General features: G+C 35.8%; 18 protein-coding genes. All 18 read left to right on the top strand.

Going from position 1 to position 16,713, the window contains the following annotated elements; translation table 11 throughout:
• Positions 1-17: 17 nt before the first annotated feature.
• On the top strand, positions 18-695 hold the full coding sequence (locus tag ACFQV5_RS02560) for a hypothetical protein (protein WP_379243332.1): 678 nt from the start codon (positions 18-20) through the stop codon (positions 693-695).
• Positions 696-1,017: 322 nt separating this feature from the next.
• Positions 1,018-1,494, top strand: a complete 477-nt coding sequence (locus tag ACFQV5_RS02565) for a hypothetical protein (RefSeq protein WP_379243334.1) — start codon at positions 1,018-1,020, stop codon at positions 1,492-1,494.
• A gap of 108 nt (positions 1,495-1,602) precedes the next feature.
• The gene (locus ACFQV5_RS02570; protein ID WP_379243336.1) at positions 1,603-1,893 is read left to right on the top strand and encodes a hypothetical protein; all 291 of its coding nucleotides are present in this window, start codon (positions 1,603-1,605) and stop codon (positions 1,891-1,893) included.
• 315 nt (positions 1,894-2,208) lie between these two features.
• Positions 2,209-4,227 (top strand): DUF5054 domain-containing protein, encoded by a 2,019-nt coding sequence (locus ACFQV5_RS02575; RefSeq protein WP_379243337.1) that lies wholly within the window; start codon positions 2,209-2,211, stop codon positions 4,225-4,227.
• A gap of 179 nt (positions 4,228-4,406) precedes the next feature.
• A complete protein-coding gene (locus ACFQV5_RS02580; protein ID WP_379243338.1) occupies positions 4,407-5,282 on the top strand; it encodes an aldose 1-epimerase family protein in 876 nt (291 codons plus the stop codon).
• Positions 5,283-5,888: 606 nt separating this feature from the next.
• Positions 5,889-6,266 (top strand): hypothetical protein, encoded by a 378-nt coding sequence (locus ACFQV5_RS02585; RefSeq protein ID WP_379243340.1) that lies wholly within the window; start codon positions 5,889-5,891, stop codon positions 6,264-6,266.
• Between the two features lie 213 nt (positions 6,267-6,479).
• Positions 6,480-7,642 (top strand): IS3 family transposase gene (locus ACFQV5_RS02590; RefSeq protein WP_379243342.1). Its coding sequence is split into 2 segments (ribosomal slippage): positions 6,480-6,744 and positions 6,744-7,642, totalling 1,164 coding nucleotides; the frame shifts between segments, so codons are not numbered across the junction.
• A gap of 464 nt (positions 7,643-8,106) precedes the next feature.
• Positions 8,107-8,658 (top strand): hypothetical protein, encoded by a 552-nt coding sequence (locus ACFQV5_RS02595; RefSeq protein WP_379243344.1) that lies wholly within the window; start codon positions 8,107-8,109, stop codon positions 8,656-8,658.
• Between the two features lie 346 nt (positions 8,659-9,004).
• On the top strand, positions 9,005-9,460 hold the full coding sequence (locus ACFQV5_RS02600) for a HEAT repeat domain-containing protein (protein WP_379243346.1): 456 nt from the start codon (positions 9,005-9,007) through the stop codon (positions 9,458-9,460).
• 948 nt (positions 9,461-10,408) lie between these two features.
• Positions 10,409-10,939 carry an SMI1/KNR4 family protein gene (locus ACFQV5_RS02605; protein ID WP_379243348.1) on the top strand — a complete coding sequence of 177 codons (531 nt, stop codon included), beginning with the start codon at positions 10,409-10,411 and terminating at the stop codon, positions 10,937-10,939.
• 180 nt (positions 10,940-11,119) lie between these two features.
• A complete protein-coding gene (locus ACFQV5_RS02610; protein ID WP_379243350.1) occupies positions 11,120-11,353 on the top strand; it encodes a hypothetical protein in 234 nt (77 codons plus the stop codon).
• A gap of 1,142 nt (positions 11,354-12,495) precedes the next feature.
• Positions 12,496-13,173, top strand: a complete 678-nt coding sequence (locus ACFQV5_RS02615; RefSeq protein WP_379243352.1) for an SDR family NAD(P)-dependent oxidoreductase — start codon at positions 12,496-12,498, stop codon at positions 13,171-13,173.
• Between the two features lie 767 nt (positions 13,174-13,940).
• Positions 13,941-14,210: a hypothetical protein gene (locus ACFQV5_RS02620; RefSeq protein ID WP_379243354.1), complete on the top strand. Its 270-nt coding sequence runs from the start codon at positions 13,941-13,943 to the stop codon at positions 14,208-14,210.
• 132 nt (positions 14,211-14,342) lie between these two features.
• Positions 14,343-14,510: a hypothetical protein gene (locus tag ACFQV5_RS02625; RefSeq protein WP_379243356.1), complete on the top strand. Its 168-nt coding sequence runs from the start codon at positions 14,343-14,345 to the stop codon at positions 14,508-14,510.
• 34 nt (positions 14,511-14,544) lie between these two features.
• On the top strand, positions 14,545-14,961 hold the full coding sequence (locus tag ACFQV5_RS02630; RefSeq protein WP_379243358.1) for an Imm44 family immunity protein: 417 nt from the start codon (positions 14,545-14,547) through the stop codon (positions 14,959-14,961).
• 256 nt (positions 14,962-15,217) lie between these two features.
• Entirely contained in the window at positions 15,218-15,391 is a 174-nt protein-coding gene (locus tag ACFQV5_RS02635; RefSeq protein WP_379243361.1) for a hypothetical protein, read from the top strand.
• A gap of 143 nt (positions 15,392-15,534) precedes the next feature.
• Entirely contained in the window at positions 15,535-15,936 is a 402-nt protein-coding gene (locus ACFQV5_RS02640; RefSeq protein WP_244717210.1) for a hypothetical protein, read from the top strand.
• A gap of 445 nt (positions 15,937-16,381) precedes the next feature.
• Positions 16,382-16,594: a hypothetical protein gene (locus ACFQV5_RS02645; protein WP_379243363.1), complete on the top strand. Its 213-nt coding sequence runs from the start codon at positions 16,382-16,384 to the stop codon at positions 16,592-16,594.
• Positions 16,595-16,713: the final 119 nt, after the last annotated feature.

Below are 16,713 nucleotides of genomic sequence, written 5' to 3' on the forward strand. Positions count from 1 at the left end.
GAAAGAAGGCTCATAAAATGACTAAATCAAAAAGCAGTTTCGCAAGAAATATATTGATTTTTTTATTCTTGGTTCTAGTTCTAATAACAATAAGGGGATGCCAAGTAATATCCAATAATATAGGGGATCATAGAATCATTCAAGATTTCGAGAAGAATGATAAAGCTATATTCGAAAGTTCGCTCTACAGTGTATCGAAATATGAAGCAGAATTAAAAAAAATTTACCCTGATAAAGATTTATCTGATAGCCGATTTTGCAATTCGAAAGATGACCATCACAGTTACGAGTTCGAAATAAATAAAGAAAGTATTTGTGTCTCAGCGTATTTTGAATCGGAGCAGTTCCAAGAATATTACCCAGATGTATTAAAAGATCGTATTTATTTCATTTCGATTGATTTCGATATGAATACTGACATTACGGATGAATGGGCATTATTGGTCAGAAATGTCTTATTAAGTATAGAAAGAGATGTATCAGTAACGGATATAAAAAATGCAGCATTTAAATTTAAGAAGGAAGTAAACCAAGCGCGTTGTAATGAAGTTAAGGTCTCGATTGGTGGAAATCAATATTTTGAAAAGTGGCATAATTCTGATTGTGATCCTTATACAAATTTTATGATTCGAGTCTTAGACGAAAATATCGCAGAAAGAGCTAGGAAATATTTTGATGTTCTAGATCAAAGTTAGAGAAAATGAATATAATGTGACACATCACATACGAAAGCCTAGTTTTTGATATAAATGGATTAAAATCATATCGGGGGACAAGAACATGGTCCCTTTAAAAGTCGCTATTAGCGGCTTTTTTGTTTTAAAACGGTACAAGTTCTTATCCCGAGCCGAAGATTAGAACCTGTACAGATTGCCGTAAAGGACAAGAACATAGTCCGATTACCGATTAGGCATTTATATAATCGATTTTCGACCGTAATTCATTAAACTATCAGGCAGGTGGTTAGCGCAACTAATTGTTCTCTTTTTCGTTAATGTAATAAGAGGTGGTGAAGCAATGAAGAATATTTCTTTTACTTTTATAGTATTGATTTTTTTAATAAGTGGATGTAGTAGCAGCAATCCAACCGATGAAAAAAGTAAATCAATGCTCTATGATTTCAATGAACCGTTTAGATATCCATTTGAAGTAAATGAAGTTCGCACGGAAATAGCAATTGATAATCCAGATGTACTTCAACAATATGTTTTTCATTATAAAAACAAGCAGACCAAGCAAGAAATAAGGTATATCTTGAGTAAGGTTATTGATAAACCAGAGAAAGTATCTGAGCAAGGTAAAGAACCTTTTGAACTTAAAAATGGGAAACAAGCATATTACGAAGAGGATGAGACCAGCCAATCAATTTGGTGGGAGAGTGAAAATGGATTTTTGGCTCGATTTGTTTATTATATCAACGGTAATCTTGATGAGTTAGGTAGTTATAAATTAGATGTGTCCGACCTAATAGACTTAGCTAGTCAGGTTCAATAGTATCTTTAGTTGGCTTTAATATTCAGTTCATTATTAAACTAACGGGACACGATAGTTTAATTCGATAAGGAAACAACTTACAGTGACATACTTATAGGAGGTAATTATTTGTTTGAAAATATCGACTTTTCACCAGGAGAGATTTTTTATGATGTAACAAATGATGCTTCTTGTTTAAAGGAGGAAGACATATTTCAAGTTCGTTATCTGAACTTGCCAATAGACTTGGTAATCGACTTAGGTTGGTATAGGACAAACTATACCATTATGGTGATTAAGGATATGAATTGGACGAAACCATTGCTTGTTAAGAAGTGTACGGAAGTATCAGACCTTAAATTTATAATGAATGAATGTGCCCTTTTTGTAAGATTGCTTTTAAGAGACTCGCTAAGCTAACGGAGAACGATAGTTATATATCTATAAGATGGCAGCCGATCAATACGATCGGTTGCTTTTTCTTTATGCTAACGGGCAGTTTATTAAACAATTCAATTAGTGTATTAATGACTTTTCGCGTTTGATTTGGTTTTATCAGATTTTATCGTATGAAACAGGTGGTAGACACATTAAAATGTCAGGATTTTATAAAGATGTGTCCGTATAAGATAAATACTAGACGTATGGAATGACTTATTATTACTTCGAATACCTCACAATAGTGGAGCAAAAGCCTGAAAGCAAGTATTTCAAGACGTATTAACTAAGAGAGGCGTGATTATAGAAATGAAAAAAATCTATGTGGTAAACAAAACTCATTTTGATATTGGTTTTACTGATTTAGCAGAAAATGTCTTGCACAAGTATTGCCATGATTACATTCAAAACGCAATCACTTTAGCTGAAGACTTAAGAAAAGAGGGCAAAGACTTTGTCTGGACAACAGGTAGCTTTATTATTGAATATTACTTCAAGAACATGGATGAAGAAGCTTGTAAAAAGCTAGACGACGCCATAAAGAAAGGTTACATTCGCTGGCACGCAATCCCGTGTACGTTTGAATCTGAAACTATGACGCCTCAAACTTTACATTACATGACTTCAATCTCAAAGAAGTTAGATGCTCGTTATGGATACACAACAACAAGCGCAAAGATGACAGATGTCCCAGGACATACAATCGGGATTGTTGATGAGTTATATCGTCAAGGAATTAAATTCTTACACATTGGTGTGAATGGCTCGAGCTCAATTCCAGAAGTTCCAGATACATTTCTGTGGAAGAACGGCGAAAGTGAGATCATTGTCTCTTATTCAGACGACTATGGTGGCATAATCGGAATTGATTGCATGGATAACAAGCTGGCGTTTATGCATACTCATGATAATAGTGGGCCAGGAACAAAAGAGAAAATCAACGGCTTTTTGTCAAAAATGGCGAATGAGTATCCAGACTATGAGCTTGAAATGACTTCAATGGATCAGTTTGCAAATGAAATTTGGGAAGTACGTGACCAACTGCCAGTTATTACAGAGGAAATTGGGGACACATGGATTCATGGGATGATGTCTGATCCGAAAATCATTCGTGACTATCGGATTTTAACGAATTACATGTCTGATAACAAAATAGAAAATGATGATGCTAATTTCTATGCGATGTTAGTTCCAGAGCATACTTGGGGAATGGATATCAAACGCTATTTCAGTGACTATATGAATTATGAAAAGAAAGACTTCCAAAGAGCGCGTAGTTTAGACCAAATTACCGATCTTGATTTAACATACGCATATGGAATTGTTAAAGATGCAACTGTTGGCGAAATGCAATTCACATATAATGAGTGGACTGATCGTTCGTACAAATTTTATGAGTCTTCATGGAAAGAACAACGCAAGAACGTTGATCGTGCAATAGCTTGTTTGGAGCCTGAAGATCAAAATAACATTAAAAAACTTATCGAAGTTCCATATCATATGTTTGAAAACCAAGGTATTGAATGTGGTTTGGAAGAATTGATTTCGGTAAACGGGTATCAAGTTATGTTTGCTAGCGATGGTTCAATTAACCACTTAGAAAAGGATGGAACACTTTACTTTGATCAGGACAACAAACTCGGGGTTCTGAGCTATACAATTGCTGGACAAAATGACTATGATAACCTACGTTACAACTATTTGCGTGAATTACAACATAATTGGTGGGCAATTGACTTCTTAAAGCCAGGAATGGAGATTCAAAAACGCATTCAATTGAATGAACATTTCACACCACATGTTGTGAAATTAGTTAAGGAAAATGATTCGATTATTGTAACTTTAAAGTATAGCCAAAGAGCTGTGGAGGAGTATGGTGCTCCAAGAGTTGTAAAGATTAAATATCAATTTGGAGATAAAGTTGAAATTGCACTTTTATTAAAGGATAAAGATGCAATTCGTTATCCAGAAATTTATTCTTTTGACATTACACCACGTTTGAATTCGCCGTACTTAACTAAGATTCGTAAAATAGATACCGTTATTTCACCTTTTGAAGTGGTAGGTCACGGAAATAAGTTGCAACACATGATTGAAGAGTTAATTTACGATGGTAGCGATAAAAAAATCAATATAAAACCTATTGATGCCCCTCTTTTGGGAATCGGAACAAATAATAATCTAAGTTATAACAACAAATACCATCAAGACAACAATAAATTTACGTTTACTCTATTGAACACAACATGGGGAACTAATTTCACGATGTGGTATGAAGAAGATATTTTCGCTCGTTTTGAATTAGTGTTGGGATAAAACATTTACTGCGATCATTATTCACTCTGTTCACAGGGTAAACGGATATTACAGACAAGATAGCTCAATAAGCACGAAGAAACGGCAGCTGATGAATTGGCTGTCGTTTTCTCAACTCCCTCAAGAACTTTGATATAATATGGGTATCTGGACTATAAGTATAAAAGGGGAGTACAACAATGAATAAAATTTTGCGCAGCAACTCGGCGGAAGCTGAGATTAATACCCTTGGGGCGGAACTGATCAGCTTCAGAAAGCTGGATCCGGAAGCTGAATACATCTGGAGCGGTGACGCCACGTATTGGACAGGTCGTTCTCCGGTGCTGTTTCCCATTATTGGTGCGGCTCGGAACGGAGAGATTAAGGTGGACGGCAAAGCCTATAAGATCGGCAATCACGGATTCGCCAGACGCAGCGAATTTACGCTGGTCCAAGAAAGCGACACCCACGCGGTTTACCGGCTCTCTTATGATGAGAAAACCCTGGCCAGTTATCCTTTTAAATTCAACCTATATATTACATATAAACTGAATGCAAGCACACTGGAACTTAGTTACCGGGTGGAAAATAGCGATGAACAGGATATCTTCTTCCAGCTCGGAACCCACCCGGCGTTCAATTGTCCGCTTGATGACAACGGTAGCCTGCGCGATTACTATCTGGAGTTCGCTGAATCGGAAAACCTTGAAAGGTTGTTCTTAAATTCGGACGGCCTGCTGATCAGCGGCAAATCGGAACCCGTTCTGAAACAAGAGACCATCCTGCCGTTATCCCATGAAATGTTCGCCGAAGGCGCATTAATTTTCCGAAATGTGAACTCTCGGCAGATTTCGCTTAGAAGCAAGCACTCCGCCAAAAGCGTAGTTGTCACTTATAAGGGTTTTCCCGACCTCGGCATTTGGCAGCCTTTGAACGCTCCGTTCATATGCATCGAGCCTTGGCAAGGAGTAGCGGATATGGACGTCTTCGAAGGTGAACTTCAAGCTAAAGAGGGTATAATCACCCTGAAGCCGGGGACGAATTTCACAAGCTCCCTGACCATTGAAATCAACTGACGATCCGAAGGGATCTGCAGGGTTCTCAACTGGTTAAGCTCAGCTCCATACCCTTGCAAAAAACTTTAATCTATAGGAGAGGGCATTGAAGAACTTGCCGTTTTAATTTCACTCATTCTGATTATATTGTCCAGTAATCTATAACTATAACTATGGAGGAGATCAATTGAATATTGTATACTTCTTAATTGGTGTTGTATTTATGTGGTGTTTTATAAATAGTTTAAAAAACTCGAATAATCAAATTATATACAAAATTGTAGCATCTTTAGTATTCGGGTATATGTATTATCACGTTACATATTTGTTGGGTTTTAAATAAAGTTAACATTAAAGCATCCTAAAAAAGGGTGCTTTTTTCATGTATTAATTTCAAACTGATCTCTCATGTAGTATATAGACGGAGCGTAGCGATCGTTTTGAAATGAGGAAATTTAAAGATTATTGGAGTGGGACGGGGCAGAGAGGTTTTTTAAAGTTCATGTTAGTCATTCATTGAACTAACGGGAAACGATAGCTTAACAAATTATTCAAACAGTGAACGTAACATAACATGGGGCGGTCACGTCTATCTGTCAGAAACTATACATTTGTTCAAACCAAACTTTGAAAGAAGTTTTTTCAAGTATTCAAAAAGGATACGTTATTGAATTATGTACTACATCTTCTAAAGAAGAGTTACAAGAAGCGATTTATGAATCTCTTAGTCATTGCAATGTTGAACTGCTTGACGAGATACCTAAGTTAACTTCATTAGAGCAACATTTATGTATTAAAGGATGGAAAAAGGCAACAAAAGATAAAAAATGTGTATCAATTTTATTGAATCCAGACGGCTTTTCTATAAGCCCAATGAATAAACATCCGCGGTATGGTTATCTTGGTAGTGATGAAATAGACATACATTTAAATGTCGAAGATGCAATGGTTAGTAATAATTTAGCCCGAGCAGTTATTCAAGCAATAAACTTATCTAGCCTTTAGTACGAAAAACTTCCTTACGATAGGATAAAACAAGTGAAAAAACAAATGAATGTTTGTAATCCTTTAAACGTCACACTATACAACCATTGTCTGGTGACAAAAACATAGTAACAATAGAAGCCGCTGATTTGGTATTATCCCCTTTTAGTAGACAAGAGAAAAAAGACATCTGGTAAGATGGACTTAATCTTGTTGAACGGAGGGGATTTTTTTATGGCCAAAAAGGGGCAAACCTTCCGGAACTACTCCTTGGAGTTAAAAATGGAGGCAGTTCGGTTGGTGAACGAAGAACATATGAGCATTCGTGAAGTGGCAAAACGTTTAGATATTCGAAATAAATCTCAGGTACAAAGCTGGGCGGCAAAATATAGAACTGAAGGGATTTTGGAACCCACCACTTCAAGACGTGGACGTCCTAAAACGAAGTTCGCTAGCGTTGAGGAAGAAATGGCTTACCTGCGAGCGGAGATTGAATATTTAAAAAAGCAGTATCCAAATCTACACAAGGAGTGACGAGCAAAACAGCCAGATTTGAGATCATAGAGGATTTGCGAGTACGCCATTCGCTTATATGGCTTTTGAAGTTAGCTGAGGTTTCCCGGTCGGGTTATTACAAGTGGAGAAAAGCTAGGCAGACCGCAAATGAGCGTAAACAGAAGGAAAAAGAACTGGAATCACATCTAATGGCTATCCACCGAGTTCATCCTTACTTCGGCTATATTCGAATGACGGTAGCCTTACGCAGAGAAGGCCTTCTGGTCAACCATAAAAAAGTATACCGGCTGATGAAAAAATTAGGAATCTGTTCCGTCATTCGAAAGAAGCGTCGGTTCTTTGGTAGTCAAGTTTCTGTCGTGAATCCCAATCGCCTAAAGCGTAAGTTTCAAGCTGATTCACCACGAACTAAGCTAGTTACTGACATTACCTATATTCGCGCTGGAGACCAGTTTGTCTACCTTTCTGCTATCCAAGATCTGTTTAACAATGAAATTGTAGCTTGGCATCTTTCGGAGCGAAATGACCTTGCTTTAGTTCACGAAACACTCGATATGCTGAGCCAGGATACGGATCTCAGTGGTGTTATTCTGCACTCCGACCAAGGATTTCAGTACACTTCAAAACCATTTAACCGTAAACTTAAGCAACTCGGCATGCTGGGAAGTCATTCAAGGCGTGGGAATTGCCTAGACAATGCCTGCATAGAATCCTTCTTTTCTCATTTAAAGACCGAGAAAATTTATTTGAATGAAGCAGCAAGCAAAGCGGAGGTTGAACAACAGGTAAGTGAGTATATTTTGTTTTATAACCGAGATCGATTTCAGAAAAAATTAAACAACCGTTCCCCGATGGAATACCGGGAAACGGTTGCTGCGTAAAGGCGTCTTTTTTGTTCTGTCTACTTGACAGGGGTATGACCAATTAAGCGGCTTTTTATATTTATGTTATCAAGTTCTTGTCAAAACACAATGACAAGAACTTGATAACATTCCCGACGGATGACAAGAACATTGATACATTCCCGTTATGATTTCATCGACGGCGTCAAATAAAGATAATTTGACGTCTTTTCATTATGCTAACGGGCAGTTTATATGAATTAGTGTGTAACTACTCCTTAGTTTTTTCCGTTATTTAAAGTAAGCGTATAATTGGATTTTTTAAGTATCAGGTTTATTAGAGAAGTAAAGTAGGGGAAAATAAATTCTTTCAAATCCAGTTTGCTTAAATAAGCGAAGTGTGGGTGATTACGGAGTCATAGTCATGGAGGATTTAAAAGAATATTTATTGATTTCTTTAGAAATACATATTTCAAAAATATTGAGAGGTGTTTTTAAAAATTATGAAAAATGATTTTAATACTATAAGTTTACGCTTAAAACTCTTATTATTTTTGCTTCTGTTTGCGTTCATATCGGACACAATATTAATGTTACTAAGTTTTAATGACTATCATTTTATATTTGATACCTCTGGATGGAATACTCCTATCTTAATTAATATAATATTTGTAATTTTAATATTTTTTATAACTAGAAAAAAAATAATATGGCTACCGGCTGTTCTTTTATTTTTTTGGTTAATAGCAAATCATTTTGGTTTTGTAATTATGGATTGGCATTATACCGAAGTGGTCTCTCCTAAAGGTACGGAAACCCTAATTATAAAATACCGCCAAGCAACATTAGGAGAAAGTCATTATTGGTATGAATTCTATCAAAAATCTTATTCTATTTTAATGAAAAAACACATTTATGATGACATGGGATTTATCATTTATAATGACCATTTAAATGCTAGACAAGCATTAGGAATTGACCATGCTAACTGGCTGAATGAAGAAGAAGTCATCTTTGAATCAGCAATAGGTAAAAAAAAGATTATCTTATACTAATAGAGCTTACATAATCTATGAGAAACTCCAAAAGCCTCTTCAGTCCCAAGCCCTTGCAATTGGCAGATGTCGGGTGACAAAAACATGGTAACATTAGAAGCCGCTGATTATGCGGTTTTTTTATTTATGTTATCAAGTTCTTGTCAAAACACAATGCCAAGAACTTGATAACATTCCCGCCAGATGACAAGAACATTGTTACATTCCCGATATGGTCTCATCAATGGCTGCAAATAAAGAAGATAAGACACCCTATTATTAAGCTAACCGGCAGTATAGTACAACAACAAAATGGTATCTGATACAATAAAGTAAAGAACATATCGTAGGATACAGGTGGTTGTCGATGAATAATGCAATTCTGAATCTTGAAAATGAAATAATATCCTTTAAGAAATGGGCAGATGGAGCATCTGTTACATACGGAGAATGGGAAACTGATTATCTTCACTGGGATAAGATTTACAGTGCCGTATATGGAGTCTTAAAACATGATCGTATTGATGAATGGGATGCTGAAGTTTATGAGTTAATACTCTACATTTTGGCAAGAGATAATGAGTGTGAAAATATAATACAGACACTAATTGAACATCCAAGAGCATTAAAATGCCTAGCCCATATAGCCTTGATGAATGAAGATTATGAAGCACGATGGCAGGTAGCCTACGCCCTTGGAGAAATTGCTGATCCAGATAATAATTTAGATGAGCTTTTAAGAATGTTTTTACAAGACAAGCACGAATATGTACGAAGGAGAGCTTCGTTGGCGATAGAGAAAAGAATACTTATGGACTTATAAACGGTTTCCTATATTCAACTAACTGGATATGATAGTGTAATATCGGCTTTAACTTAGGAATATGATAGATTCGGAGGATGATATGAAGTGTACTGAATGTGGGTATGAGTATAATTCAAATGCTGAAAATTGGGTGTACCATGGAGATGCATGTTATGAAATCAAGTCCCATATAATTAATGCCCAATTGCTTAACGAAATAGCTGAACATGCGTTATCTATAGACTCTCAGCTTGAGGAAATTAATATAGATACTTGGCTAATTGATTGCCTTCCTTGCAGTTCGTGCTCTCTTCTAAATATAAGAAACCAAATTAACAGGTTAGAACTTGGACAAAAATATGATAGCAGAGCATTAAACATTAATTATTATTTTTAAAAATCTATTTTTTCTAACGGAAAACGATAGTTGAAATCATGGAGCAGTTTGTCGGTTGGCAGATGCTCCATTTTTCATTAAGCTAATGGGCAGTTTTCCTTACAATATATGGGTACCATTAGATTGATGGGGCAAGAATGACAATCGTAGTAGGGTTTTAAGGTGCGAAAATAAATTACTTCGTGAATATGTTGATAACTATGTAAACAGATTTTCATTTAAATAAGTCAAAAACAAGAAACCATCATTCAAGAAATGATTTTACTGTAACACTTTCACACGGTAAGGATAGCCACCATTTAAAATTTATTTATGGGCAAGGAAAGTGGAACGAAACCTGGAAAAAGTGGATTGAAATAATCCGAATGCTACAGCTGCTGAGGTATATCAACAAGCTGGGAAAATGATGGATGACTACGGATTATGAGGAAATAAAATACATCCATATGGAAAGTAGGGATAGATATGTTATTAAAGAACATTAATGATCTTAAAGAGAAATTAGCTAATTTAGGGATTACCATAACTTTCAGTGAAAATCCAGTAGTTGATGAAACTACCTGGGTAATTTGGAGTCGCATCTAAAAGTTGAGCTTCCTGAGGCATTGAAAAACATATTTCTCAGTGAAGCAAGTGGACTCTTATTAAAATGGTTTGCTCCACCCGAAATTTTTGGGGAAAAATGCACAAGAGGTTACTTTCATCTGTTGTCTCCCATCGAAATCATTGATTTATATGAAGATATGCTTTCTATGGTAAGCGACTTAAGCGTTAATAATTCAGAGATTGAAACAAACGAAGGATTGCAAGTACTTGTTGCAGATTGGCCGAATTGGATTCCAATTATTCGATTCCCTAATGGTGACGCTTTTTGTGTTGATATTAAGAATAACCATTCAATTGTCTTCTTAGAACATGATGTTATGGATGGTGGTCCAAACATTCATGGTACAAAAATAGCGGAGGATTTGGATGATCTCCTGAATAATTGGAATGTCATCGCTTTCGTTGACTATTATGATTGGTCGGAGTGTGTTGATGATAATCGAATTGATATTGAAAATAGTGATTTTTCCAGTATAAGAAAATTAATAAAGTAATTCTTATCTGAGGTTAAAATTTGTACAGATTTCAAATTATCCAAGAACTAGATGAAGATCAACCTTTAGTGAATAGCTATGCGCTAGGCGTTGCAAAGTAACCACATCCTTCTGATTCAAACGTTCATAATGAGCATGTGAGCTATGAAGACAGGGAGCTAAGTTGTTTCTGACTCTGCGATGGCTATTGATCAGGCTGTCGTACAATCTTTGGATGTAGAAAATACAAACATGGTGAGTGGAGAATTTCTTTTTCCGGTCTGGGAAGGTATTGATTTAGTTCGTAAGCTGCCAAAGGGTAATTTGACTTTTACTCAAAAGGATTCGTTAGTCTATATCTCGTCCGGAAGTAGAGGAGGACAGGCGACTCTTAAAGTACTGAGTGCAGAGGAATATCGGAGCTTCCTGAACTAACTCGTACTGAGGTGTTTTAAAATACCGGCAGATGTACTTCGGAAAGGAGTGCTAGCTTCACGATTTGCAGCAGTTGTCGAGATACAAGAACTGCTCCTTTTTTTGGTACGAGAATAAAACGAATAAAACGTGTCACATCATATTTTTTTCATTTAATTGAGGCGAGGCGGTCCGGTCAGCAATTGACCTTTTTTCTATGCTGCAACAGTATATTTCTGACTTTATAGGGAAAGATTGACGATATAGCCCTATGACAGAAAGCGAGCTGAGTATACTATAATGTCTGGGAAAAAAATATATATCTTAATATTTATATTTCTTTTTTTCTTCATTTGTTTTGTGAGGTTTGAAAACCATCATGCTTCGGCAAGTAACAGCCTAGGATTTCACAAGAACGATGTTCCAATAATTGATGATACAGTGAAATTAAAATCGGTTATGTTTTGGATAGTTGAAGATAAATTGAAGGAAGACCTTTTAAACAATAGAGGAAAGGTATCAAATTTTACGGTTGAATGAGTCGAAACTAGCATCAAACTTAATGAGGATTACTCAGTAAATGTAAAGCTTAATATAAGAATAGATCACGACATTATAGATACGGCAGAGTATATGATTTCACCAAAAAAACTCGCTGGCATCAATAATGCAATAGTACTAACAAGCTATATCAAAGACATTCCCTCATCTGGAAAATCGAAATCTTCTAAATGCTGCCATGGGGAAGTTATTCAAGTTCTTGTCATTTTGTTATCAAGTTATATGAAGCATTCGTTTGTTAAGCCCTAAAGGTACAAGTTCTTCCAAGGCGGAAGCATTTTTTGGATGTCGGGTGACAAAAACATAGTAACATTAGAAGCCGCTGATTAAGCGGCTTTTTAAATTTATGTTATCAAGTTCTTGTCAAAACAAAATGACAAGAACTTAATAACATTCCCGACAGATGACAAGAACATGGTTACATTCCCGATATGTTTCATTGAGGGCGTCTAATAAAAATGATTAGACGCCCTTTCATTAAACTAACGGGCAGGATAGTTCTATAGGAAGGAAAGAAAGATTGAGTGTGGAATAACAAAAAGAGAATATTTGATAAGTTATTTTGATTTTTTAAGACTGGATTAGGTTGGGGGGGATCGGAAGTGAAGTACATTATCTTGACGGGAGCTTCACGTGGGATAGGCGAAGCCCTTTGTAGAAAACTTTTATCAAAAAATCATCATCTGCTATGTGTTTCAAGGAAAAAGAGTGAATCACTGATTGCTTTTGCTCACTCTGAAAAGCATAAGATGGATTATTTCGAATTCGATTTGAACAACGTAAATGAAATTGATGTTTTCATGAAAAAAGTATTCGAGAAGATTGATTCATCAAATGTTGAATCAATATATCTAATCAATAATGCTGGTATTGTTTTTAATCAGCTTATAGAGGAGACAGATCCAACTTCAATAATTCAAATGATGAACATCAATTTGGTTTCACCGATGATTTTGACATCTTGTTTTATAAAATACTCGGAGCAATTTAATGTTGAGAAAAAAATCTTAAATGTTTCGTCTGGGTCATCATATAATTTGTCATCAGGAGGAAGTTGTTACTCTACATCAAAAGCTGGCCTAGAGACATTTACGAAAAGTATTGGTATTGAAAAATTGAACGTTAAAATAATGGCGATTAGGTTAGGTATGGTCGATACTGACATGCATGTAGCCACTGAAAATAAGAAGATGTTAAAAACACCTGAGTATGCAGCCGATAGAATACTTACTTTTCTTATGCATAAATTTGAACACGGAAAAACGGTAAAAGCTTGGTAAAAAACATTGATCTGTGATTATATAGGCGTACGCATGAGGACAATTTTTCAAACTTGTCGTTAAGCTAACGGGCAGAATAATTTAATTTAGTGTTTTCATGAACTGATTTCACGTTACCTATCGGAAGGGGAATTAATATGAATTGTTACATTTGTAGTGCGGTTGATATTGATGCCCTTGGAAATAACTTTTACAAAGTTGGCAGTCTTGAAGTAGGCGTATGTGGAATTGAATGCGCAAAAGTATACCTTTCAAGACATGTCCCAAACTCTTCAACATTAAATATAAATAATATATTAAAAAAGTACCAAAGGTTACCACTGTCTCGCGGGGATAACTTATCATTAATCTTTATGTAACGCGATTATTTAATTTTCCATGTGGTGAAATCACAGTAATCTCAGTAATTCAGAATCAGGAAGTTCACCCCGAACAGTGTCCCGAATAATTTTAGGTTGTTTATTCGATTACGCTAACGGGACACTATAGTTCAACACTGGGGGGGGAGAATTGGAGGGGATTCTCTCCAAATTTTTTCACCGTTTCGTCTACGTTAGGGCCTTATTCAACTAAAGCGAGTGTTTTTTTCAAGAGTACTTAAGGGAAAAGCATCTTAAGAAAAACAAGATCCAATGGCGATAAATTATTTTAAATTCAAGAACTAATGAATTTGGTTCTCTTACTAAAAGGGGTATAATTAAGACATTCTTTAAACCTAGAGATGGAATTCGTTATTAGAGAAGACAATAATTAAAGGAGCAAGAATCATGAAATATTATACTTGTATGGTATGCGGATATGATAAGCTTGATGAACCACCTATAGATGAATATGGTTATAAGACTTTTGAAGTTTGTTCATGTTGCGGTTTTGAGTTTGGGTATCATGATGATGATTTAGGTTATACCTATAGAGGATATCTTGAAGAATGGATAAAAGAAGGGGCTAAATGGCATTCACTCCCCAAACCAAAAGACTTCGATCTGAAAAAACAACTTCTTAATATGTCGCTATGCAACATAAATTTTGTAGAATAGCCCCTAGATGATGCTAGTTACGGAGCTGGATACCATTCTTGTCATAGCTGAACAATGAAAACCCGCTCCCTTAGTGAGGAAGCGGGTTTTCATTTATTATGTGGATTAGAACAGGGTAGGGGAGATGGGCTCATGCAAAGTTTAAATATTGACCTTACATCGTATAGTGAAACCAAACGTACGTTTATCGATATCTTTGGAATACACGACCGAGAGTATCTGATATCCGAGTTGTTCAATGGCAGCATAAAAGAATACTGGCATATAAAAAGCTTAACAATGGTAAACGACCACCATTAAATAAAAGTGATTATTGATTGGGAGGAAACTTGTTGTGGAATTTTTTATGACTAGTGAAATTCATTTCGATGTTCGTAAAGATTTTCAAGTTATTAAAAGTGAAATTGATGAAAAAATGAAACTACTAGAAGATCGAAGCTATGGAGATAAGGTAGAGCAATTAAGTCTTATTCCAATTATTGTTCACAAAGATTTATTAGAAGAAGGTTTTTTTAAAGAAAGAGTCATGTATAAAAAAAAGGATAAAGATACGGATATAAGACTACAGATTGATCATCAAACATTCAAAAATGCCGATAAAGAAACTAAAAGGCTGCTTGTCATCAACAATATTGTCAACTCCGTCAGAGCATTAGGCTTAAAATTAATGAGTGGGTTCGATGCTGCTTCACTGGAAAGAGATATTTTAGAGTTGTTTAACGTAACAAAAGACGACCTTGATCAATTGTAATAATTGAACTTAGAAAAGCAATTGCTTCCTAAATGGAGGTCATTTCTTTTTTGCTTTCTGTTACACAAGTGTCTTATTAACAGCTTTCAAGTGCTAAATAAAAATTCATGGGCGTTTCAGCATTATCTTTGCAACGGGATTTCGTTTCTAATCTGCCTTTTTTTAATCATAGTGTGTATCAAACAGCATTAAATTATGCTAGAAAAGATCGTGAAGTTACCATTGAGAGATACTTTAATAGGGAGGCTATCGTAGGATGGATACCAACAATAGAATGATTTTTATAGAAGACCAGATTATAGATAAAATAGCTGCTATCAACACAAAACTGAGATTTAATAAAAAAATACGCCTAGAAGAAGAGGATAAGTTATCGGAGTTCTTATCACTATATAAAAATGAGTCTGAACTTGTATCGATTACCGATTAGGCATGAATCTAATCGATTTTCGCCCGTAATTCATTAAGCTAACGGGCATGATTGTTTTAAAAGTAGGTCAGGTATCAACTGAGGATGGAGTTGTAAAATACTGAGCACAATAAACGAAAAACCCAGAGGTGATACATTTGAAAATGAAACAAAGTTTATGCATTTTAGTCTTAATCGGTATAGTGTTAACAAACTCAACTTTAACTTTAGCATCAAATACAGGGGTTAGAGAAAAACAGCTTGAGGAAGCCTTATTACAACAGCTGCACGCTTCTATAGTGTCAGCACTCAAGAGTATTTACAAAACAGAATATGTTATGATTGGATGCAAACAAATTTCTTCCATCAATACACTTGTCACACTTAAAAATAAGGATAAAGAAAGCATACGTGCAGATGCAACGCACGGAGGAACATACTTTGAACTAACCATAAGCTTATGTAATGTGGGACCAAAAGGGGACTATGTTGAACTGTACTTCAAGAATGATACTGCAGGTGCTAGTTACTATTTGGTCGACTATAAAATCACACCTAAAGATTAAGCTAACGGGACACGTTAGTTGAATAAAGATAAGGAGGCAGCCGGCTAGATCGGCTGCTTTTTTGAATATCACGGGCTCTTTTAACAAAGACAGCTGCATACAATCTCCCTGTAGGAGATGATTCAGATGGTTGAGATAATTAGTGCTGTGTTTCGAGTGATCGGTTATGCAATTACAATCGTTGTAACCGCTATTTGGAGGAAAGAAAAATGATTAGTTGAAAGCTGTTCCAGATATTGATTGAATTCACGGAGAACTATAGTTTAGATCAACCGCCTGATATGGGCGGTTTTTCTTATGCTAAGACATATTAAAAGGAGGACGTAGCAACGTACCCCTAATCACCAAGGGTATCCCCCGGCTGAGATAGCGGTCCGCCACGCGTGGCATTTTGCAGACATCCGCTATTTCGCATTCCAGTATAAAGGAAAGCCGAGGGGTACGCATGAGAACACAAGATGAAAATTTATTGAAGCATGAGCTTGCGGTAATGGAAGGCATTATGGAATCTAAGGAGCAATACCGCAAGATTGTCAAAGCTGGAATAGCGAAGTGGGTCAAGGATTTTCAAGAGGGCCGGATCGAGATCAAGACGGTGGATGACCAGAAGAAGCTCATTGAAATAGATATTGAATTGCAAAAGGATGAATTATTATAATAAGAGGTTATTTCACAAAGGTTAAATGTGAAGAGGTTTACAATTTTTTCATATAATGTTATGGTTTTTACCAAGTAAAGGAAAGGAGGACGGATGTAAATTAAAAAATAAATTTTGGA

Source organism: Paenibacillus sp. GCM10028914 (assembly GCF_042666275.1).
GTDB lineage: Bacteria > Bacillota > Bacilli > Paenibacillales > Paenibacillaceae > Paenibacillus_AQ.

Excerpts from the sequence above, each read along its gene's own strand:
- ACFQV5_RS02560 (WP_379243332.1), top strand. The coding sequence starts at position 18 with ATGACTAAATCAAAAAGCAGTTTCGCAAGAAATATATTGATTTTTTTA.
- ACFQV5_RS02565 (WP_379243334.1), top strand. The coding sequence starts at position 1,018 with ATGAAGAATATTTCTTTTACTTTTATAGTATTGATTTTTTTAATAAGT.
- ACFQV5_RS02580 (WP_379243338.1), top strand. The coding sequence starts at position 4,407 with ATGAATAAAATTTTGCGCAGCAACTCGGCGGAAGCTGAGATTAATACC.
- ACFQV5_RS02595 (WP_379243344.1), top strand. The coding sequence starts at position 8,107 with ATGAAAAATGATTTTAATACTATAAGTTTACGCTTAAAACTCTTATTA.
- ACFQV5_RS02600 (WP_379243346.1), top strand. The coding sequence starts at position 9,005 with ATGAATAATGCAATTCTGAATCTTGAAAATGAAATAATATCCTTTAAG.
- ACFQV5_RS02610 (WP_379243350.1), top strand. The coding sequence starts at position 11,120 with ATGGCTATTGATCAGGCTGTCGTACAATCTTTGGATGTAGAAAATACA.
- ACFQV5_RS02620 (WP_379243354.1), top strand. The coding sequence starts at position 13,941 with ATGAAATATTATACTTGTATGGTATGCGGATATGATAAGCTTGATGAA.
- ACFQV5_RS02625 (WP_379243356.1), top strand. The coding sequence starts at position 14,343 with ATGCAAAGTTTAAATATTGACCTTACATCGTATAGTGAAACCAAACGT.
- ACFQV5_RS02635 (WP_379243361.1), top strand. The coding sequence starts at position 15,218 with ATGGATACCAACAATAGAATGATTTTTATAGAAGACCAGATTATAGAT.
- ACFQV5_RS02640 (WP_244717210.1), top strand. The coding sequence starts at position 15,535 with ATGAAACAAAGTTTATGCATTTTAGTCTTAATCGGTATAGTGTTAACA.
- ACFQV5_RS02645 (WP_379243363.1), top strand. The coding sequence starts at position 16,382 with ATGAGAACACAAGATGAAAATTTATTGAAGCATGAGCTTGCGGTAATG.